This is a genomic window from Alicyclobacillus hesperidum subsp. aegles (assembly GCF_027923525.1).
GTDB classification, from domain to species: domain Bacteria; phylum Bacillota; class Bacilli; order Alicyclobacillales; family Alicyclobacillaceae; genus Alicyclobacillus; species Alicyclobacillus aegles.
In genome coordinates this window covers 39,260-59,035 of record NZ_BSBJ01000072.1, presented here as the reverse complement: position 1 = coordinate 59,035, position 19,776 = coordinate 39,260, and the positions used below count along the sequence as shown (strand labels likewise).

The following is a 19,776-nucleotide window of genomic DNA, read 5'->3' as shown; positions in this document are numbered from 1 at the left end:
ACTGCACCGCATTTGCAGCTGCAGTCCAGGCGCTGTTGGACAATGCCCCTGCGTGCAAAGATTCACAGGTGCATGCGACATTTTACTCGCCTATCTCGGATGTGCTACTTCGTTCGCTCCACATTCCCCCTTTCACGGATATGAAGGGATAAGCGGCGGGGCCCATGACAAGCCCCCGCCCATGGTTTAAACCCCCAACTCTGCCTCGACTACTTTGACGATCTCGCCACAGACTTTACGTAACAGCTTATCGTCTGGGCCTTCGACCATGACACGTACAAGTTGTTCCGTTCCGGATTCGCGCACCAACACGCGCCCGCTCTCGCCGAGTGCCTCTTCGGCTGCCCGCAAAGCATTTTGGATTCTCTCATTCTCGCGCCAAGCCCGCTTGTCTCGAACCTGAACGTTCTCCAACAACTGTGGATAGCGCTTCATGACCTGCCGCAATTGCGACAGCGGCTGCTGGGCCTCGACCATCACTTGCACCAATTGCACTGCCGTCAAAATGCCGTCGCCCGTCGTCGTGTGATTAAGGAAGATGATATGCCCGCTTTGCTCGCCGCCAAGCACGGCATTGTCTTCGCGCATGCGTTCCATGACGTAGCGATCTCCCACGGCGGTTCGCAATACGTCGATGCCCTCGGCCTCCATCGCCTTGACAAAGCCCAGATTACTCATGACGGTTGCGACGAGCTTGTTCCCTTGGAGCAGGCCCTTTGCCTTCATCGCACGGGCACAGATAGCCATAATAAAGTCACCGTCAATAACTTCGCCACTTGCATCTACTGCAATGAGTCTGTCGGCATCTCCATCAAACGATAGGCCGACATCCGCGCCATGTGCTAAGACAGCGCGTTGGACGATATGCGGATGCGTCGAGCCGCAGCCGACGTTGATATTGACCCCGTCAGGCATAGCATGGATGACCGTGACGGTCGCCCCCAGCCTGCGAAAGACTTCCGGAGCGATGGCCGATGCTGCTCCGTTGGCGCAGTCGAGGACAATGTGCAAACCGTCGAAGCGCACCTGAACTGTGCTGAGCAGAAAGCGAATATATGTCTCCACAGCAGGTTCATCATACATACGGCCAATCTTGTCGCCTGTCGGTCGGGGCAGATCCCGCGCGCCATCCTCGAGCAATTGTTCGATCCGGTCTTCCGTCTCGTCGAGCAGCTTAAATCCATCGCCGCCGAAAAATTTAATGCCGTTATCCGCAACTGGGTTGTGCGAAGCTGAAATCATCACACCCGCATCCGCGCGCAGGTGCTTGGTTAAGTAAGCTACGCCGGGCGTACTGATGACCCCTAGACGCAACGCATCGACGCCCATGGACAGAATGCCGCTGACCAGGGCTGTTTCGAGCATATCGCCCGAAATGCGCGTATCCTTGCCGACGACGATGCGCGCCCCAGGCCGGCGACTGGTTAATACATACGCGCCCGCGCGGCCGAGGCGAAACGCCAACTCTGGTGTCAACTCGCTGTTTGCTACACCGCGGACACCGTCCGTACCAAACAAACGTCCCAACGACCATACGCTCCTCTCTTATGACCTCAACATTGTGCCACAGAACGTTTGACGTGCAAAGACTCACTGTATGGCAACCTGTGCAGAGTGCACCGACAAGTTCACAACGTCGACATAGGCTGGTACATGGACTTGAATGGGTAACGAAGCTGTTCCGCTTTTCACCTTACTTGCGTCGACATAGGCATATACTTGCGACGGATTTTGCGAAATGGCGTGCAACACGCTCTCCGGGCCGCTGAGTACCACATCGACTGAATTTACCTCCGTCAGCGACGCCTGGTTTCCTCCTTGCACTTGAATCGGAAGCTTCTGTAAGGCAAGTGTGGCGGACGGCTCAATTTGCACAACCGCCGTCACCGTCGACGGTGAAACGCTCGTCATGCCCTGTATGAGCGGGATGGGCACAGACATGGAAACATCATGTGAGAGATTGTTCACGTCGACCGGTACGTCGAGCCCCGCCTTGGGAAGTTGAGCGGCCGAAAGCCCAACTTCCGTCACCTGGGTCGTTGCAAGCGTTACCCCTGCAACTGCATATCCAGGCGCGGGTGTGCCCGTAATCACGGGCGTGAGGTTGACGGCTTCCGTGGATGCCGCAATAGGCACAGTCACCGAAATCGATGCCGGACTCACGCTCACAGACTGAACCACCCTCCCAGACGCATCGACAGGTTCTAACTGCACGACTTTCGTCGTGGTTTGACTGAGACCCGTGATATCGACGGTACCAACAATATGTTTGACCGAGCGTACGGCCGAAGCCGCTCCGCTGATGTTCGCCGCAATGGATCCCGGGTTGAACTGGCCCAGTGTATATCCAGCCTGCGGCGTGCCAATCACCTGAAGCGAAACAGAGCGTTGCACGGTTTCCTTCTGCTCGAGGACGACCGTGATAGTAGCCGGTGAAATGCTGTATGAGCGGATGCCACTTGGCATGTTAATCGCGGCAACATGCAGCGTTTCCGTGCCAGGACCAAGGCCTTGTGCGTTTGCCACCAATTGCGCTTTAAGCATATCCGCTGGCAGTGAGGGCACGCGCAACAAGCTCGTTGTCACCCGCACTGTCGCCGAGGGTTCTGGTGAGGTAACAACCATATCGTTGCTGGTTTCGATATGCACCGAGAGCGGATATGTTTGCGTAACCCCGCCCTTGTCCTGATTCGATCCGCCTTGCGGCGCGTGCACCGCCAGCCATAATATACATGCAAGCACGAGCGCGAGAATGCGAAGCGCGGTGGTATTGCGCAAAAACCGATCCATCATCGCGACTCCGCCTTTCTGCTCCAAAACGAAAGCGCACCGTTGCGGCGAGGTACGAGAAGTTCTGTTAACAACTCCTTCAGTGCACCTTCGTCAAGATGACTATGCAGGACACCGTCGACGCCTACCGAAACGCCTCCCGTCTCCTCCGAAACAATCACGGCAACGCCATCCGATTGCTCGGTAATTCCAATACCCGCTCGGTGGCGCGTACCGAGCTGCTTGTCCAAAGAGCGATTCTCCGTCAATGGCAGAAAGCATCCCGCCGCGACAATCTGCATGCCGCGCACGATGACTGCGCCATCGTGCAGCGGTGTGTTCGGAATAAACAGGTTGATAAAAAGTTCAGAACTCACACGCGCTTCCAACGTCGTGCCCGTCTCGATATATTCGTTCAAACCCGTCTGCCGCTCGATCACGATGAGCGCTCCCGTCCTCGTCTTGGCCAGAACCTGCGCCGCTTTGACAATCTCGTTGACCGTATGCGCCATGTGGTCGTTTTCCTGCTGTAACAGGTTGATATTCCACAGGCCGCCGCGCCCGAGCTGTTCGAGCGCGCGACGAAGTTCAGGCTGAAATACGACCGGGATCGCAAACAGGCCGATTTCGATGATTTTGTTGAGCAACCAATTGGATGCAGAGAGATTGAGAAGACTGCTGATCATCGTCACCATGATGACAATGATCACGCCTTTGAGCAGTTGCACCGCTCGCGTACCGCGGATGAGCAACAGGAGATAATAGATCATAAAGGCGACAAAGACGATATCGATCACGTCTTTAAACCCGAAACCGCGGATTGCCGAGAGCCATGCGTCCATAACCATCCACCCAACGATCGGGGATTCTCCTACCCATTGTTTCCTACAAGCAGGAGCGAGTCAAGTCCATCCCTGCGTTGTGTGTTAAGCGCGACGCGTTTGCCGATTGAGGCGCCGGCGCTGTGCCTTGGCGCGCTCGCGCGCCCGCGCGCGTTGCAGAGCCCGGTAAAAAGCCTGATACAACGCGTGATGGCCGGCATCGGTTGGATGAATCGGATTGCGGAAAAGGCGAATGTCGCGGAATAGTCCGTTTCGATAATTTTCGACGTAGTCTTGTTCGCGACCACGGAATGACTTTTGCGACTCGACCAGTACCAGACCATTGCGCGCTGCGACTGTACGCAGCATGTCGTTGTACTGATTCGTGATTTGTTCGGCTAAACCGAAGTTTGGAAACGGGTTATACAACGTCGCGAGTGCAAATGTATTGTACGAGCGGTTCGCACACTCGACAATTTCCTCGATCTCCTCGCGCGATCGCTCACAGACCTGTGCGATTCTGTCCGTGCTGCCGGTCAACAAGAATGGAGCTGCCTTTAACAAGTCATTTCCGCCAATCATCAGCGTGACGATCTCGGCCTCGTCAAAGATACATGTGGGCAACTCGCGCAATGAACGGTTTAACTGACGTGATGTCCACCCTGGTTTCGCTTGCACGTGCAAGGTTGCGCGAACGTTCTTGGCAAACTGTTTCTGCAGGAGTTTTGCAAAACTGTGCTCGGGCGTCGTGGCGCCGTATCCATATGTAATGGAATCTCCGAGCGCAAGCATGAGCATTGGTAGCCCCCCCAGCATCGTGTACTGATGTAAGCTATGGGCTTACGCGCGAAGTGGTCACAAAAGTCGCCCAGAAAATGCAGTCCTCCCGTAACACATCAATCTGTTCGCACAGGTCATGCTATACCAGTTGCCATCCGGCCCTCGGTACGCGCGATTCGGTATATCCGCCGCGACGAGTGCAAACACTTCCCAGAGAATTAAAGGAGGTTGAACCGCATATGAAATCGATTCGGCGCTGGCTCATGAGCGCACTAGCCGCGTGTCTTGTCGCGTTTGGGTGCGGTATTGGTCCCCAGGTTTCCGCGGCAAGTACGCAGCCCAATCAGCCAAAGGCCATCTATAAGGTGGATACGAAAGAGAAGGTTGTCGCTTTGACCTTTGATATTTCATGGGGCAACAAAGTGCCAGAACCGGTTCTGAACGTTCTTAAACAACAGAACGTGAAGAAGGCGACATTCTTTTTGAGCGGGCCATGGACGCTGCATCATCCTGAAATTGCGAAGAAAATCAAAGACATGGGGTATGAAATTGGCAACCACGGCAACCTGCACAAAGATTTCTCGAATTACCCCGACAGCTGGATTCGCGAACAAGTTGCCTTGTCCGAAAAATCCATCTATCAAGTGACTGGCGTCAAGACGAAGCTCATTCGAACACCGAACGGCGATTTCAATCCGCGCGTCTTGCGTTGCCTGAACAACATGGGCTACACGGTCATTCAGTGGAATACCGACTCACTCGACTGGAAGAATCCTGGCGTGCAAAACATTGTCAGCCGTGTGACGAAGCGTGTCGTTCCAGGTGACATCATTCTGATGCATGCGAGTGATTCATCGAAGCAAATTGTGGAGGCGCTTCCTCAAATCATCACGCAACTGCGTAACCAAGGGTACCAGTTTGTAACGGTTTCAGAATTGTTGGCAGGGGCAAAGGTTTCCTCTAACGTCCGCTGAGCAGACAGAAGTCGAAATCATGGGATAGCCCGGCGGTGCATGTCACATACTGACTGTACAAACCTGTCGCGGGGAGGGGCTGCCGTGAGCGGAAAAGCTGTGCGCTTGGCCGGAATCGGGCTGTGCGCCCTAATTGTCACTGGATGCGGTATTACCAATGCGGGCGCTGACGTCAGCGGTGCGACCGATGGCGGCGGCAACTATAGCCAAACCAAACAGATGGTCGTCGATATACTGAACTCCAAAGAAGGCCAGCAAGCACTTCTCGATACATTGAAGAATCCCGAGTTTAAAAATCAATTGATTGCTTCCCCAGACGACGTGAAGCAAGCATTGACGCAGTTTATCCAGTCGCAACAAAGTCAGACATTCTTGACCGAGGCCGCAAAGGATCCTGCTTTTGCGGCAGCACTTGCAAAGGCTGCACAACCGGAACTGAAGTCCACCGTGCAAAACCTGATGAAGGATCCCAGCTTTCAGCAGGATATGCTGGTGCTGCTACAATCGGATGATTTTACGAAAAACCTGCAGACGATGATGCAAGGTCCCCAATTTCGATCCGACTTGCAAAAAGTTATTTTACAAACAATGACTTCGCCGACCTTTCAAGTCCAGTTTCAGGAAACTGTTCAACAAGCCGTGCAAAAGGCCATGCAAGCGGGACAAGCAACGGCTGGAGGCGAAGGCGGTGGTGGACAAGGTAAATCGGGATCGGAAAATAGTAGTCAGGGCGAATCATCCGGCAGTTGACGATTCGATACAAAATACGGCCGTCGTTGAGAGCACCTATGCCCTCTTGACGGCCGTTTATGTTGCTGAAACGTTGGGGAATTACGCGTGCGACTGCTGTACCTGACCAATCCCCATCGCCTCGGCGACGCGGCTCGCAAGCTTGTCGAAGACCTGCCCTTGCAACGAATCCTGCGTGAAAATACCCGGCGTTTGAACGTCGAGATTGGCAATGGGGATTTCGGCTAGTAGGGTTGTGTTCAGCTGCGATGCAACGCGCTCACCACCGCCCCGACCGAAGATGTATGCCGGATCTCCACACGAATCGCAGACGTAGTACGCCATATTCTCGACGACACCAATCACCTCATGATTGGTGCGCACGCCCATCAGACCCGCTCGAACTGCGACCTCTGCAGCGGCAGCCTGTGGCGTCGTGACAATCAATTGCTTGCTTTGCGGTAACAGCGTGTGAATATCAAGTGCTATGTCCCCCGTCCCGGGCGGCAAATCAAGCAACACAAGATCCACGTCACCCCAATGAACCTGGCCAAAAAAGCTGCGTAGGGTTTTGCCAAGCATCGGGCCGCGCCAGACGACAGGCGTGTCCTTGGGAACGAAGAACTGCATCGAAATCACTTTAACGCCCTCAACCTGCACCGGCATGATCAAATCCTCAATCGTGGCCGGTTTTTGGTCCTGAATGCCAAAGATGACGGGTATGCTGAAGCCGTAAATATCGGCGTCGATGAGCGCCACTCTGACACCTCGTCTCGCCAAGGCCACAGCGAGGTTCGCCGTAACCGTCGACTTGCCAACACCGCCCTTGCCGGACGCGATCGCGAGGAATTGTGTGCCTTTTCCCTGCAAAAGTGGCGGAAGTGCAGCCTGCCCGGCGTTGGCACCAGCGGCTTGGCCGACACTGCGAACTTTTGCGGCAAACGCCGCGCGTTGCTCGTCCGTCATGTGGCTGATGCGAACTTCGACCTGCTCGACACCAGCAACAGCGAGCAGCCTCTTTTTCACCTCGTCCTCAATGACATGACTTAGTGGACAACCGCGAATGGTCAGCAAGATTTCAACACTCACTCGACCGCCGTCGATCTCAACAGCTTGTACCATATCCAACTCGACGATGCTTCTATGAACCTCGGGATCCTGTACGTCCCGGAGCGCTTCTATGATTTGCTCACGTGTAACCACTCGTGCGACAACCTCCCAAGTATGTTTGCGCACTACCTATTCCAATAGCATTAGTGTACATCATCAGGCGGGCGAAACCAAACGCGTGGTCACTACTTCGTACGCTTCCTCGCCGTTCGCGAGCCACGAAACGACATAGCGCGGTCGCCCCTCATCCTCGCCCACAAACCAAGCAGAATTACCAGGAGGAACTTGATAGGGTGGCTGGGCCAACGGCTGTTCCGGCATGTGCTTCGGAGATTCTCGGGAAATGGCCAATAGCGGCAGAAGATCTCCCTGCCAGCTTGTGATACTTACATGAGAAAGCACACGGTTGGAGAGATTCTGTACGCGGTAGACCGGCCTGCCGTTCCAGGTCCAGCCGGTCGCAGATAGTTCGAGCACCGGCGCGGCGTGTTGGCTGACCGAATCACGCACCGCTGAATGGGGGCGTCCCGCGACGTCGGCCGCGAGTGGGCCGATGAAGCGAATGACGGCAAAGAACACAACCGCCAGCATCAGCCAATACATCCAGGACCTTGCTCTGCGCCGACGCCTCATATCGCCGCCCCCTTGGCTTCTCAGAATTTCTCAGCCGCCTTGGCCACGGATGGATCGCTAAAGTACCGGACCAATGCCTGGTACATCGCGAAGGCAACCTTGTCTTGGTACGACGCCGTACGCATCGCCATAGCCTCTTGCGGATTCGTGAGGAAACCAATCTCCGCCAGTACTGTTGGTCCTTCAATGCGCTTCAACAGATACAAGGAGCGATTGGACTCGATCTCGCGTTTGGTCGGCAGCAATTCTTCGCGAAATTCGGATTGCATGAGGCTAGCAAGCGCTTTAGCGTGATCGTTTGTCGCAAAATAGAGCACCTGTGCACCATGCCAGTCCGCGGATGGTGCAGCATTGCAGTGAATGGAAACAAATGCGTCAATCTTCTGCTTGCGAACCACGTTCATCCGCCCTCGTAAGTCTCCGAGGTGACGACGTCGGTTTGCGCGATCCTCGTCGGTGGCGAGATCGACATCTGTCGTCCGGGTCGCCACCACGATTGCGCCCGCCTGCTGCAAGTAGGCAATCAAACGTTGCGCGACTGCCAATGTAATGTCCTTTTCCTGGAGACCGCCTATGCCTCGTGCCCCGGAGTCTTTGCCCCCATGCCCGGCGTCGACGACAATGGTCTTGCCAGCAATACCCGAAGGAGCAGCCTCACTGTTGACGGTATGCGCATGTTTATAAAACCATGCACTCGCCTGTGTCATTGGTACGACCGCGGAGGCGGAGAGCATGCATGCCATCGCACCAATCAACACTGGCAGGTGTCTCTGTTTGCTAAACATTCTCCTACTCCCTTCGTCAGACATGCTCGCTCTGCTCAGTTTGTGCAGACGAACCGGAAACCATGAACGAAGAGAGCAACAAAAAAGCTGCCTGCACAAAATTCATGCAGACAGCAGGGATAATCGATACAAACTCGGTTAGCGCTTCGAGAACTGTGGTGCGCGCCGTGCGGCCTTTAAGCCATACTTCTTACGTTCCTTCATGCGTGCGTCGCGCGTCAACAGACCAGCCTTCTTCAGGGTCGGCCGCAATTCCGGATCCACTTTCAGCAACGCGCGTGCGATGCCGTGGCGGATAGCACCGGCCTGTCCAGAGATACCACCGCCGTAGACGTTAGCATAAACGTCATACTGACTCAGCGTCTCCGTCAACAAAAGCGGCTGCTTTACAATCAACTTCAGCGTTTCCAGACCAAAATACTCGTCCATCGAGCGCTTATTGACTACGATATTGCCGTCGCCCGGGAGAAGACGTACGCGAGCGACAGACGTCTTACGGCGTCCAGTTGCCATGTATTGCAAACGTGCCAAGGTTCTGTCCCTCCTTTATTCCTTCGTACCGGGTACGAGTGGAATGGGCTGCTGTGCAGCATGCGGATGCTCCGGACCAGCATACACTTTCAGCTTCTTCAGCTGGGCGCGTCCAAGTGTATTGTGCGGCAGCATACCGCGAACCGCGTAATACAACACGCGCTCGGGGTGCTTTTGCAACATATCCTGAGCCGTCGTGACCTTCAAACCGCCTGGATAACCAGAGTGGCGATAATACTTCTTGTCCTGCAACTTTTTACCCGTGAATTCGACTTTGTCCGCATTGATGACAATGACGAAATCACCCGTATCAACGTGCGGTGTAAATTCAGGTTTATGCTTGCCGCGAAGAATAGACGCAATATGTGTAGCCAAACGGCCCACGCGCCAGCCAGCGGCGTCAATGACATACCACTTGCGCTCAACCGCGCCGGGCTTTGCCATGTACGTCGTACGCATTCAGATTCCCTCCGGATCCTCAATTTGACCAACTGGCGTAACGGGGGAGTCAGTGGGTCAAATATACCTGCACAATTTTATTACAAATCCGCTTCCGGATCAACAACTTTCCCGCCGTACTCTGGCGGATACTCGACATTCCAAAGACACAGGCCATGTGGTGGCGCGGTCTCGCCCGCCAACCGGCGATCCTTCGCCGCCAGAATGGCCGGTATTCGATCCGCTCTCTCACGACCTTGGCCAACCTTCACCAGCGTGCCGACAATGATCCGCACCATGTACTGCAAAAAACCGCTTCCTTCAACCTCAATCGCCAACCGATTGGGTGACTCGACGAAATCGATCCGATAGAGCGAGCGCACCTTGTCTTCCTGCGGCGTCGCGCTGGCGCAAAACGACGTGAAATCATGGCGGCCAAGCAGGTGTGCCGCTGCTTCCCGCATAGCCTCTACACCAAGCACACCTGGCACGTGCCAGCTGAACCGATACAAAAACAGATTTGGTGTCGCACCTCGATATAACAGGTAGCGATAGGTTTTACGAACCACAGAAAACCGCGCGTGGAACCCGGTGTCCACCCGATCCGCCCATAGCGGTATGATGTCTGCTGGTAAGCGGCGCCGTAGAACATAAACCATCCGCTCTGCAGGTGGACCATAAGGCAAATCGAAATGAACGACTTGCGCACGCGCGTGCACACCCTTATCCGTGCGTCCAGACCCGTGCACCTCGATGGGCGTACTCAGCATGCGTGTCAACGTTTCTTCCAACGTGGCCTGCACGGTACGCAGCCCATCCTGACGGGCAAAGCCGTGAAAACCGGCGCCATCGTATGCGACGACAAGGCGTATCCGGTTCCCACGGCTTTCCCTAATGCTATCGGCCATCAAACAAGCTCAATAACGACCATCGGCGCAGCATCGCCGCGGCGTGGCCCAATCTTCACAATACGGGTGTAACCGCCGTTCCGGTCTTGGTACCGCTGTGCGATATCGCTAAACAGCTTCTGAATGGCGTCTGGACCTTCTCCATCCAGTCCCAAAGACTCTCGACGTACGTACTGTGCAACCAAACGGCGAGCATGCAGATCCCCACGCTTTGCGAGGGTAATCATTTTCTCAGCGATAGAACGAAGCTCCTTCGCCTTCGCTTCTGTCGTCTGAATACGTTCGTACAGCACGAGATCCGTCACCAAACTGCGGAACAGAGCCTTCCGGTTCGACGACGTACGATTCAACTTGCGGTAAGCCATTCCGTTATCCCTCCTTCAAACGTCATCCGTCATCCATAGCTATCCAGGCAGTCAGTCTTCCTGACGCAAACCCAACCCTAAGCCCTCGAGCTTCTCAATGACTTCCTCAAGGGACTTACGCCCGAGATTTCGCACTTTCATCATCTCTTCTTCGGACTTGGCACACAGTTCAGCGACCGTGTTAATACCAGCCCGCTTCAGGCAATTGTAAGAACGCACCGACAGGTCGAGTTCCTCAATCGGCATGTCGAGAACACGATCATTTTGGCTGCTTTCTTTCTCAACCATCATGTCTGTGTCCTTGCCACGATCCGTCAGTCCGACGAAAAGCATCAAGTGATCCGTCAGGATTTTCGCACCGACGCTCACCGCCTCGTCGGGAGCGACGCTGCCATCCGTCCACACTTCAAGCGTCAGCTTGTCGTAGTCGGTGACCTGACCCACACGTGTATTCTCTACAGAGAAGTTGACGCGCGAGATCGGCGAGTACAGTGAGTCGATTGGAATCAGCCCAATTTCCTGTTCTTCCGGCTTGTTGCGATGCGCTGGCACGTACCCACGACCGCGGCCGGCGCGCATTTCCATGTACACGCGCGCCCCTTCGGTCAGAGTCGCGATATGCAAATCCGGATTCATGATGTCCACGTCCGAATCGGCTCGAATGTCCGCAGCAGTGATAACCCCAGGGCGATCGGCGTCGATGACAAGGATCTTCTCTTCGTCGGAATGAATTTTCAGCGAGAGCCGTTTGAGATTGAGGATAATTTCCGTGACATCCTCGACCACACCAGGAATCGTCGCAAACTCGTGAAGGACGCCCTCAATCTTGACGGAGCGCACCGCTGCCCCCGGAATGGAGGACAATAGGATGCGCCGCAGTGAATTGCCGAACGTCGTGCCATAGCCGCGCTCCAGCGGTTCGCATACGAACTTGCCGTAGTCTTCGGTTTGTTCCACAATCTCGATTCGCGGCTTCTCTATTTCAATCATTCCTAATCCTCCTTGGGAGTGGTACTAGTCGACGCTCGGAGCTGACCGGAAGCTGGTCAGCCTGCGCTAAGGGTTACCGCGAATAATACTCGACGATCATCTGCTCAGCCACTGGCGTGTCGATTTCTTCACGCTCAGGCTTGCGCAGAACCTTACCGCTCAACTTCTCGGCGTCGAGCTGGAGCCATGCCGGGATCGTCCGATTTCCGATGACCTCGGCCAATTCCTTAATGCGGCCATTGTCGCGGCTCTTCTCGCGAACAGCGACCACATCGCCTTCACGCACGAGGAACGAAGGAATATCGACGCGCCGGCCGTTCACTTCGATGTGACCATGACGCACGATCTGACGAGCCTCGGCACGCGAAGCCGCGAAGCCCAAGCGATAGACGACGTTGTCCAAACGGCTTTCGAGCAAAGACAACAGCGTCTCACCGGTAACCCCACGACGGCGCGCAGCCTCTTCGTAGTAACGCTCAAACTGGCTTTCCAATACTCCATAGTAACGGCGAGCCTTTTGCTTCTCGCGCAGCTGGCTACCATACTCCGAGTTGCGCTTGCGACCTTGTCCATGTTGTCCAGGTGCGTACGGCCGCTTGTCGATGGCACACTTTTCACTGAAGCAGCGCTCACCCTTCAGGTACAACTTAATACCCTCGCGGCGGCACAGACGGCACACTGGCCCTGTATATCTTGCCATTCTAGGATTGACACCTCCAATTTCTTGTATACCCGTATCACATAAAACGGCGTGACAATGCACACCGTAAGAAATTCCGTACTACCAGCGAACATCGCTGGCAACCAACCCATCCGCAGTCGATTATACGCGACGGCGCTTCGGCGGCCGGCAACCGTTGTGCGGAATCGGCGTCACATCACGGATACCCGCAACTTCCAAGCCAGCAGCTTGGAGAGCCCGAATCGCCGCTTCACGGCCCGCACCAGGACCCTTGACCATGACTTCGACAGTTTTCATACCATGTTCCATGGCCGTGCGAGCAGCCGCTTCGGCAGCCATTTGGGCCGCATACGGGGTGCTCTTACGCGATCCTTTAAAACCGACATTACCAGCCGACGACCACGAAATCACAGCACCGCTCGGATCTGTGATGCTGACAATTGTATTGTTAAACGTCGAACGGATATGCGCGACGCCAGCCTCCACATTTTTACGATCACGACGACGCGGACGCGCAGTAGAACCCGCCCCACGACGTTGCTTCACTTTCGCCAACAATTACACCCCCTGAAAGATTACTTCTTCTTACCCGCAACCGTACGACGCGGACCCTTGCGCGTACGAGCATTGGTCTTCGTGCGTTGACCGCGAACTGGCAAACCACGGCGATGGCGAATACCACGATAACAGCCGATTTCCGTCAGACGCTTGATGTTCAGCGCGATCTCACGGCGGAGGTCGCCCTCAACCTTATGGGAACGCTCAATTTCGTCGCGCAAACGTACGACTTCTTCTTCCGTGAGGTCCTTCACTCGACGGTTCGGATCAATGCCAGTCGTCGCCAAAATCTTATTGGCGGTCGTCCGGCCGATGCCAAAAATATAGGTCAATCCGATTTCGACGCGCTTGTCGCGCGGCAAATCGACACCGGCAATACGTGCCATGTAAAGACTCCACCTCCACGTGTGAGCTGCAAATTCACTGCCAAGGGACAAGCCCACGGCACACTTTATGAAAACACGAAGACAGTCCCTCTGCACCATCAACAGAAATGCGAAAGACGCACCTCCGGACGTGTACACAAGGAAACAGCCGCGCTGCCTTCGTGATAACACCTAAGACACGCGATATGTTCTAACATTACATCTATCACAAGCGCCGTGCACGAACGCAAAGCCTTAGCCTTGGCGCTGTTTGTGCTTCGGATTCTCGCAAATCACCATGACATTCCCTTTACGACGAATCACTTTGCACTTCTCGCACATGGGCTTGACAGAAGGACGCACCTTCATCAGAAACCCTCCTTCACTTGGGGTATCATACCGCATATCAGCGCTGAATGCCAGTCTACGATTACTTGTAGCGGTAGGTAATCCTACCACGTGTAAGATCGTACGGAGAAAGTTCGACGGTCACGCGATCCCCCGGCAAGATCTTGATATAGTGCATCCGGATCTTTCCGGAGACATGTGCCAGTACCTTGTGTCCATTCTCCAATTCAACGCGAAACATCGCGTTTGGCAACGGCTCAATGACCGTGCCCTCAACTTCGATTACATCATCCTTCGCCATGGAACGCCCCTCCTTGATCACGTTGGTTCGCTGCTGCCAGACGTTCTTCCAGAAACATTCTGACCGTGTGACGCAACAACGCATTCGTCACCTTGCCATCGATGCGAAGTTTTTCTGCAACCTCGCCTGCGATGTGCGACAAGCGCCGTACGTGGAGCACATTCTTCTTTTTTGGCTTATCGGCACGGCGGACGCTGCCGTCCGCGACAAGGATGAAACGATCCTCCAGATGCCCGATAACTACTGCCACGAGTCCGGCGTCGCGCCCCTGCATCACCTCGACGAGAGAACCAAGAGGCGGCAATTCCCGAGGTACGCTCATCGCTTGCACTCTCACCTCTTGAATGGAGCCAATGCTGCAACGACGTCGGCGTGCACCTTGTCAATTGGCTGCTCACCGTCAATCTGCCGCAACAAACCCCGCTGATCGTAATACTCGATGAGCGGCGCGGTCTGCTTAAACTGTTCCAGCCTTGTCGCCACCGCTTCTTCGGTATCGTCGGCACGCTGATACAGCTCACCGCCGCACTTATCGCAGACACCAGCCACCTTGGGCGGTTGAAAGACCATGTGGTATGTTGCACCACACGACTTGCATATGCGGCGCCCGGTCAAACGTTCTTTCAAGACACCAGGATCTACGTGAATATACAAGACGACGTCCAACGGACGATTGAGTTCGTGCAACATCGCGTCCAAGGCACGGGCCTGTTCCAGTGTCCGAGGGAATCCGTCGAGCAAAAACCCATTGGCAGCATCCGCCTCCTGAAGACGTTCGCGCACGACCGCGATTGTCGTCTCATCAGGCACAAGACGCCCGGAATCCAGATACGCCTTCAACTCCAAACCCAACGGACTGCCCGACGCCACGGCCTTGCGGAACATGTCACCAGTCGAAATATGCGGAATGCCATACTCAGACTGGATCCGCTCGGCCTGCGTACCCTTACCAGCGCCCGGGAGACCTACCAAAATGACCTGCACCGACATCTCCTCCTTGGTCTCTGCGATCCCACGCTACCAACCGCCGCGGACGGCGTCCCCGTCACGATTCTCGTAAAAAGCCTCGATACTGGCGCTGCAACAATTGCCCTTCCATCTGCTGCATCGTCTGCAACGCTACGCCGACCAAGATAATCAGCGACGTTCCCTGAATGTTGTAATCGGTCAAGTTAATGGCCCCCAGCAGCAAGAAAGGCAAGATGGAGATTACGCCCAAGAACACCGAACCGAATACCGTAATCCGATTGATGACCTTGATAATGTACATCTCCGTATCGCGCCCCGGACGCACACCCGGAATGAAACCCGCATGCTTCTGCAATTGTTCGGCCAACTGCTGCGGGTTGATCTGTACATGCGTGTAGAAGAACGAAAACACGATGATCAAGAGGACTTCCAGAGCCATGTACCAGCCCGTCTGCGGACTGAGATACCGCAGAATGAAAGCCGCCCAATGATGCGATTGAAAATACGAGGCAATCGTATATGGCAAAATGAGCAGCGAAACAGCGAAGATCACGGGAATCACGCCGGCTGCAATGACTTTGATCGGAATGTAGGACTGCTGCCCGCTGTACACGGTACGCCCTACCACCCGCTTCGCATATTGAATTGGAACCTTGCGCTCAGCCTGCTGAACCAGCACAATGAGTGCAAAGATCACCACGATCCCGGCAATTAAAAGCAGGGTCTTCAAGATGGCGAGAAACAGGTGACTCGACTGCCCCATGTACCAACTCGAGTATACTTCTTGCCCGAGCGTCGAAAATCGAGACAGAATACCGACAAAGATTAGCAGTGAAATACCGTTACCCACGCCTTTTTCGGTGATCATCTCACCAAACCACATCAACAGCGTATCTCCGGCGGTCAAAGTCACGACGATCACGATATATGACCACAAGTTGTTCGCACTCGCCAACAACAGGCCTGACCGAGCGAACATATAGGTAAACCCAATCGCTTGTAAGCAGCCTAGCCCTACCGTGAGATACCGTGTCACTTGCGTCAACCGCTGACGCCCTGACTCGCCTTCCTTTTGCCATTCCTCAAACCTCGGAATGACACCGGATTGAAGCAACTGGACGATGATCGACGCCGTAATATACGGCGTCACACTCATCGCAAAAATCGAGAAGCGATAAAACGCGCCCCCGGAAAACATATTCAACAAACTGAACAATGCATTATTGCCCTGTCCAGCATTCAGAGCACTGACGTTCATGCCGGGTACCGGAATGTAAGTGCCAATCCGGTAGACGGCAAGCACCATCAGGGTAAACAAAATCCGATTGCGAAGGTGCTTGAGGCGCCACAGATTCGCAATGGCCTGCAACACGTCAAATCACCTCGGCGATTCCGCCTGCGGCTTCGATCTTCTCCTTCGCCGCAGCCGAGAACGCGTGCGCCTTCACCGTCAACTTCACCTGTAACTCACCCGTACCCAGGACCTTCAAGCCATCCAAAGGCTCACGGATTAAACGTTGTTCAAGCAACAATTCTGGGGTTACAACCGTGCCAGCCGGGAAGTCATTCAGGGCTTCCACGTTCACCGTCGCATATACCTTCGCAAAACGACTGTTGTTGAAGCCACGCTTCGGGAGTCGACGGAACAATGGCGTCTGACCGCCTTCAAAACCAATCCGCACGCCACCGCCCGAGCGCGCCCACTGCCCTTTATGACCACGCGTAGAAGTCTTACCGTGACCGGAGCTGGTGCCGCGACCCACGCGCTTCTTGCTGCGGCGAGCACCTGGCTGCGCCTTTAACTCGTGCAATTGCATCTACGTACACCTCCCTCGCGATTACGCGTCCTGTTCCACCACTTCAACCAGATGGCTGATGCGGTTAATCATGCCTCGAATAACCGGGGTATCCTCGCGGACAACCGTCTGTTGCAGCTTGCGCAGTCCCAGCGCAGCTGCAGTCTTGCGCTGATTCTCTGGGCGCCCAAAGGGGCTTTTCTTCAGCGTGATCGCCAGCTTTTTTGCCACGTTGTACGCCTCCTTATCCCAGAATCTCTTCCAACGACTTACCGCGCAAACGCGCCACTTCGTCGGCACGCTTCAATTGCTTTAACGCGTCGAGTGTCGCATGCACCATGTTGATGGGGTTATTCGACCCGAGCGACTTCGTCACGATATCCTTAATTCCAGCCAACTCCAGCACCGCGCGTGCGGGGCCACCAGCAATCACGCCGCTACCTGTCGGAGCCGGCTTAATCAGAACCTGGCCGGCGCCAAACCGCCCCAGCGCCTCATGCGGAATCGTGGTGCGCTTCATAGGAACGTGAATCAAATGCTTCTTCGCGTCGTCGATGGCCTTGCGAATCGCATCAGGGACTTCCTGCGCTTTGCCAAGACCAGCGCCAACGTAACCATTGCCGTCACCGACAACCACCAACGCGGAGAACGAGAAACGACGACCACCCTTGACGACCTTCGCAACGCGATTCACATGAACGACGCGCTCGGTCAGTTCGAGCTGATTCGGATCTATGCGCACGTGAACACCTTCCTCTCTAAATTAAAACTCGAGACCTGCCTCACGCGCTGCATCGGCTAACGCCTGAATGCGCCCGTGATAGAGGTAACCACCGCGATCAAATACGACTGCCTTGTATCCCTTCGCAAGCGACCGCTCTGCAATCAACTGTCCAACTTTGCGAGCCGCCTCCACATTGCCACCGTTGCCTTCGTAGCCCTTTTCCGCCGTCGAAGCGCTCGTCAACGTGCGGCCGGTCGTATCGTCGATCAACTGCACATAAATGTGCTTGTTTGAACGGTAGACATTCAACCGCGGACGCTCCGGCGTACCGGAAACGCGCGCACGCACACGAACATGGCGCCGCTTGCGCGCTTCGTTGCGATTCACCTTCGTAATCACCAAGACTCACTCCTTTGCCCGCAATCGATCACGATTCTTACTTCTTACCAGTCTTACCGACCTTACGGCGCACGTTCTCGCCTTCATAACGAATACCCTTGCCCTTGTACGGCTCAGGCGGACGCAACTCGCGCACCTTCGCAGCATACGAACCGACTAATTCCTTATCGATACCACGGACAATCAGCTTCGTTTGAGCAGGAACTTCGACCTCAATGCCAGGTACCTCGGGCAACTCAACCGGATGCGAAAACCCGAGCGATAGCGTCACCTTGCTACCTGCCTTGTTCGCGCGGTAACCAACGCCAACCAACTCAAGATTCTTGGCAAATCCGTTCGTCACGCCTTCCACCATGTTCGCCACGACGCTGCGCGTGGTACCATGCAAGGCCTTGTGCTTCTTTTCATCGGACGGCCGCTCAACGACGATCACGCCGTCATTCACGACCAGTTTCATATCAGGATGCAATTGGCGCTCAAGCTGGCCCTTCGGCCCCTTCACGACCAAGTGCGTACCGTTTACAGTCACTTCGACCCCAGCCGGAACCGGGATCGGCTTACGCCCTGTACGGGACATGTGCTACACCTCCAATCGAAGAGAACTTACCAAACGTAGCAAAGGACTTCGCCGCCGACGCCCTGTTTACGAGCTTCGCGATCGGTCATGATCCCCTTAGAAGTCGAAAGAATCGCCACACCGAGCCCGCCAAGTACGCGCGGAATGTTGTCGTGCCCTACATACACGCGCAAACCCGGCTTGCTGATCCGTTTCAGTCCTGTGATTACGCGCTCTTGACCCTTGCCATACTTCAGGAACAGGCGGATCGTACCCTGTGGTCCGTCTTGGACGAACTCCGCGTCGCGAACATAACCCTCATTTTTCAAAATCTCAGCGATCGCACGCTTAATGTTCGACGCCGGGATCTCCACCTTTTCATGCCGTACCTGATTCGCGTTGCGGATGCGAGTGAGCATATCCGCAATCGGATCGGATGTCATCATCTGTACAAAACCTCCTTCCGAACGAATTACCAGCTTGCCTTCTTCACGCCCGGAAGCTGCCCTTTATAGGCCAACTCGCGGAAGCAAATGCGGCAAATACCGAACTTACGATACACCGAGTGCGGACGCCCGCACACGCGGCAACGAGTGTAGGCACGCGTGCTAAACTTCGGTTTCCGCTGCGCCTTGATAATCATCGACTTCTTTGCCACGGTCTCGACCTCCTCGTCAAAGACTTTTACTTCCGGAATGGCATGCCCATCTCCGTGAGCAGCGCACGAGCTTCTTCATCTGTGTTCGCCGTCGTCACGACAACCACTTCCATGCCGCGAACTTTATCGATCTTGTCATAATCGATTTCAGGGAAGATCAACTGTTCCCGCAAACCCAACGTGTAGTTGCCACGGCCATCAAACGCCTTTGGCGAAACGCCGCGGAAGTCGCGCACACGAGGAAGCGCAACGTTCATCAGCTTGTCGAGGAAGTGGTACATCCGTTCGCCGCGCAACGTCACCTTCACACCAATTGGCATGCCTTGACGAAGACGAAAACCCGCGATGGACTTCTTCGCACGCGTAACAACAGGACGTTGTCCCGCAATAGCCTGCAAATCCTCAACCGCAGCATCAATCACTTTTGGATTCTGCGTCGCTTCGCCGAGACCCATGTTAATGACAACCTTCTCGACGCGAGGAACCTGCATCGCATTCTTGTATTGGAACTCCTTCATCAACGCCGGCACGACCTGCGCCCGGTACATATCTTGCAATCGAGTCAACGACAAAACCTCCCTTCACCT

General features: G+C 55.0%; 30 protein-coding genes. 2 read left to right on the top strand and 28 right to left on the bottom strand.

Annotated elements, in window-relative coordinates:
- Positions 1 to 186: 186 nt before the first annotated feature.
- The 4 genes from glmM to QMF38_RS13695 form a co-directional block, all read right to left on the bottom strand.
- Positions 187 to 1,527: a phosphoglucosamine mutase gene (glmM, locus tag QMF38_RS13710; RefSeq protein WP_281759747.1), complete on the bottom strand. Its 1,341-nt coding sequence runs from the start codon at positions 1,525 to 1,527 to the stop codon at positions 187 to 189.
- Between the two features lie 63 nt (positions 1,528 to 1,590).
- Positions 1,591 to 2,793: a CdaR family protein gene (locus QMF38_RS13705; protein WP_281759746.1), complete on the bottom strand. Its 1,203-nt coding sequence runs from the start codon at positions 2,791 to 2,793 to the stop codon at positions 1,591 to 1,593.
- The gene (gene cdaA / locus QMF38_RS13700) at positions 2,790 to 3,611 is read right to left on the bottom strand and encodes a diadenylate cyclase CdaA (RefSeq protein WP_006445812.1); all 822 of its coding nucleotides are present in this window, start codon (positions 3,609 to 3,611) and stop codon (positions 2,790 to 2,792) included. The genes QMF38_RS13705 and cdaA overlap by 4 nt, the downstream gene beginning before the upstream one ends.
- 84 nt (positions 3,612 to 3,695) lie before the next feature.
- The gene (locus tag QMF38_RS13695) at positions 3,696 to 4,388 is read right to left on the bottom strand and encodes an SGNH/GDSL hydrolase family protein (protein ID WP_281759745.1); all 693 of its coding nucleotides are present in this window, start codon (positions 4,386 to 4,388) and stop codon (positions 3,696 to 3,698) included.
- A 221-nt stretch (positions 4,389 to 4,609) separates the two neighbouring features.
- Between QMF38_RS13695 and pdaB the strand changes: the two genes are divergently transcribed.
- On the top strand, positions 4,610 to 5,344 hold the full coding sequence (gene pdaB, locus QMF38_RS13690) for a polysaccharide deacetylase family sporulation protein PdaB (RefSeq protein WP_058095300.1): 735 nt from the start codon (positions 4,610 to 4,612) through the stop codon (positions 5,342 to 5,344).
- Positions 5,345 to 5,428: 84 nt separating this feature from the next.
- The gene (gene gerD / locus QMF38_RS13685; protein ID WP_281759744.1) at positions 5,429 to 6,094 is read left to right on the top strand and encodes a spore germination lipoprotein GerD; all 666 of its coding nucleotides are present in this window, start codon (positions 5,429 to 5,431) and stop codon (positions 6,092 to 6,094) included.
- Positions 6,095 to 6,175: 81 nt separating this feature from the next.
- On the opposite strand, the gene QMF38_RS13680 is transcribed toward gerD, so the two are convergent.
- The 24 genes from QMF38_RS13680 to rplE form a co-directional block, all read right to left on the bottom strand.
- On the bottom strand, positions 6,176 to 7,276 hold the full coding sequence (locus QMF38_RS13680; RefSeq protein WP_281759743.1) for an Mrp/NBP35 family ATP-binding protein: 1,101 nt from the start codon (positions 7,274 to 7,276) through the stop codon (positions 6,176 to 6,178).
- Positions 7,277 to 7,339: 63 nt separating this feature from the next.
- A complete protein-coding gene (locus QMF38_RS13675) occupies positions 7,340 to 7,816 on the bottom strand; it encodes a hypothetical protein (protein WP_281759742.1) in 477 nt (158 codons plus the stop codon).
- Between the two features lie 20 nt (positions 7,817 to 7,836).
- On the bottom strand, positions 7,837 to 8,601 hold the full coding sequence (locus tag QMF38_RS13670) for an N-acetylmuramoyl-L-alanine amidase (protein ID WP_281759741.1): 765 nt from the start codon (positions 8,599 to 8,601) through the stop codon (positions 7,837 to 7,839).
- A gap of 138 nt (positions 8,602 to 8,739) precedes the next feature.
- Complete coding sequence (gene rpsI / locus QMF38_RS13665; protein WP_040288554.1) at positions 8,740 to 9,132, bottom strand: 30S ribosomal protein S9; 393 nt, start codon at positions 9,130 to 9,132, stop codon at positions 8,740 to 8,742.
- Positions 9,133 to 9,147: 15 nt separating this feature from the next.
- Positions 9,148 to 9,591: a 50S ribosomal protein L13 gene (gene rplM, locus QMF38_RS13660; RefSeq protein WP_058095304.1), complete on the bottom strand. Its 444-nt coding sequence runs from the start codon at positions 9,589 to 9,591 to the stop codon at positions 9,148 to 9,150.
- A gap of 80 nt (positions 9,592 to 9,671) precedes the next feature.
- Entirely contained in the window at positions 9,672 to 10,478 is an 807-nt protein-coding gene (gene truA, locus QMF38_RS13655; protein ID WP_281759740.1) for a tRNA pseudouridine(38-40) synthase TruA, read from the bottom strand.
- Positions 10,478 to 10,843, bottom strand: coding sequence for a 50S ribosomal protein L17 (gene rplQ / locus QMF38_RS13650; RefSeq protein WP_040288553.1), 366 nt, complete (start codon positions 10,841 to 10,843; stop codon positions 10,478 to 10,480). The genes truA and rplQ overlap by 1 nt, the downstream gene beginning before the upstream one ends.
- A 51-nt stretch (positions 10,844 to 10,894) precedes the next feature.
- Complete coding sequence (locus QMF38_RS13645) at positions 10,895 to 11,833, bottom strand: DNA-directed RNA polymerase subunit alpha (protein ID WP_006445801.1); 939 nt, start codon at positions 11,831 to 11,833, stop codon at positions 10,895 to 10,897.
- A 73-nt stretch (positions 11,834 to 11,906) separates the two neighbouring features.
- Positions 11,907 to 12,533 (bottom strand): 30S ribosomal protein S4, encoded by a 627-nt coding sequence (rpsD, locus tag QMF38_RS13640; RefSeq protein WP_040288552.1) that lies wholly within the window; start codon positions 12,531 to 12,533, stop codon positions 11,907 to 11,909.
- A gap of 123 nt (positions 12,534 to 12,656) precedes the next feature.
- Positions 12,657 to 13,073, bottom strand: a complete 417-nt coding sequence (gene rpsK / locus QMF38_RS13635) for a 30S ribosomal protein S11 (RefSeq protein ID WP_006445799.1) — start codon at positions 13,071 to 13,073, stop codon at positions 12,657 to 12,659.
- Between the two features lie 17 nt (positions 13,074 to 13,090).
- A complete protein-coding gene (rpsM, locus tag QMF38_RS13630; protein WP_040288550.1) occupies positions 13,091 to 13,459 on the bottom strand; it encodes a 30S ribosomal protein S13 in 369 nt (122 codons plus the stop codon).
- Positions 13,460 to 13,693: 234 nt separating this feature from the next.
- Positions 13,694 to 13,807 (bottom strand): 50S ribosomal protein L36, encoded by a 114-nt coding sequence (gene rpmJ, locus QMF38_RS13625; protein ID WP_008339738.1) that lies wholly within the window; start codon positions 13,805 to 13,807, stop codon positions 13,694 to 13,696.
- A 61-nt stretch (positions 13,808 to 13,868) separates the two neighbouring features.
- Positions 13,869 to 14,087: a translation initiation factor IF-1 gene (infA, locus tag QMF38_RS13620; protein WP_006445797.1), complete on the bottom strand. Its 219-nt coding sequence runs from the start codon at positions 14,085 to 14,087 to the stop codon at positions 13,869 to 13,871.
- A complete protein-coding gene (locus QMF38_RS13615; RefSeq protein WP_040288575.1) occupies positions 14,074 to 14,409 on the bottom strand; it encodes a KOW domain-containing RNA-binding protein in 336 nt (111 codons plus the stop codon). Before QMF38_RS13615 ends, infA begins: the two co-directional genes overlap by 14 nt.
- Positions 14,410 to 14,420: 11 nt before the next feature.
- Positions 14,421 to 15,071 carry an adenylate kinase gene (locus QMF38_RS13610; protein WP_281759739.1) on the bottom strand — a complete coding sequence of 217 codons (651 nt, stop codon included), beginning with the start codon at positions 15,069 to 15,071 and terminating at the stop codon, positions 14,421 to 14,423.
- A 61-nt stretch (positions 15,072 to 15,132) separates the two neighbouring features.
- On the bottom strand, positions 15,133 to 16,428 hold the full coding sequence (secY, locus tag QMF38_RS13605; RefSeq protein ID WP_281759738.1) for a preprotein translocase subunit SecY: 1,296 nt from the start codon (positions 16,426 to 16,428) through the stop codon (positions 15,133 to 15,135).
- A gap of 1 nt (position 16,429) precedes the next feature.
- On the bottom strand, positions 16,430 to 16,873 hold the full coding sequence (gene rplO, locus QMF38_RS13600) for a 50S ribosomal protein L15 (protein ID WP_058095310.1): 444 nt from the start codon (positions 16,871 to 16,873) through the stop codon (positions 16,430 to 16,432).
- Between the two features lie 21 nt (positions 16,874 to 16,894).
- Positions 16,895 to 17,083, bottom strand: coding sequence for a 50S ribosomal protein L30 (gene rpmD / locus QMF38_RS13595; protein WP_006445792.1), 189 nt, complete (start codon positions 17,081 to 17,083; stop codon positions 16,895 to 16,897).
- Positions 17,084 to 17,096: 13 nt separating this feature from the next.
- Positions 17,097 to 17,594, bottom strand: a complete 498-nt coding sequence (gene rpsE / locus QMF38_RS13590; RefSeq protein ID WP_006445791.1) for a 30S ribosomal protein S5 — start codon at positions 17,592 to 17,594, stop codon at positions 17,097 to 17,099.
- Between the two features lie 21 nt (positions 17,595 to 17,615).
- Positions 17,616 to 17,975: a 50S ribosomal protein L18 gene (rplR, locus tag QMF38_RS13585; RefSeq protein ID WP_040288540.1), complete on the bottom strand. Its 360-nt coding sequence runs from the start codon at positions 17,973 to 17,975 to the stop codon at positions 17,616 to 17,618.
- A 37-nt stretch (positions 17,976 to 18,012) separates the two neighbouring features.
- On the bottom strand, positions 18,013 to 18,552 hold the full coding sequence (gene rplF, locus QMF38_RS13580; protein ID WP_281759737.1) for a 50S ribosomal protein L6: 540 nt from the start codon (positions 18,550 to 18,552) through the stop codon (positions 18,013 to 18,015).
- Positions 18,553 to 18,578: 26 nt separating this feature from the next.
- Entirely contained in the window at positions 18,579 to 18,977 is a 399-nt protein-coding gene (rpsH, locus tag QMF38_RS13575; RefSeq protein ID WP_006445788.1) for a 30S ribosomal protein S8, read from the bottom strand.
- Positions 18,978 to 19,003: 26 nt separating this feature from the next.
- Positions 19,004 to 19,189 carry a type Z 30S ribosomal protein S14 gene (locus QMF38_RS13570; protein ID WP_040288537.1) on the bottom strand — a complete coding sequence of 62 codons (186 nt, stop codon included), beginning with the start codon at positions 19,187 to 19,189 and terminating at the stop codon, positions 19,004 to 19,006.
- Between the two features lie 26 nt (positions 19,190 to 19,215).
- Positions 19,216 to 19,755 carry a 50S ribosomal protein L5 gene (gene rplE, locus QMF38_RS13565; protein ID WP_040288536.1) on the bottom strand — a complete coding sequence of 180 codons (540 nt, stop codon included), beginning with the start codon at positions 19,753 to 19,755 and terminating at the stop codon, positions 19,216 to 19,218.
- Positions 19,756 to 19,776: the final 21 nt, after the last annotated feature.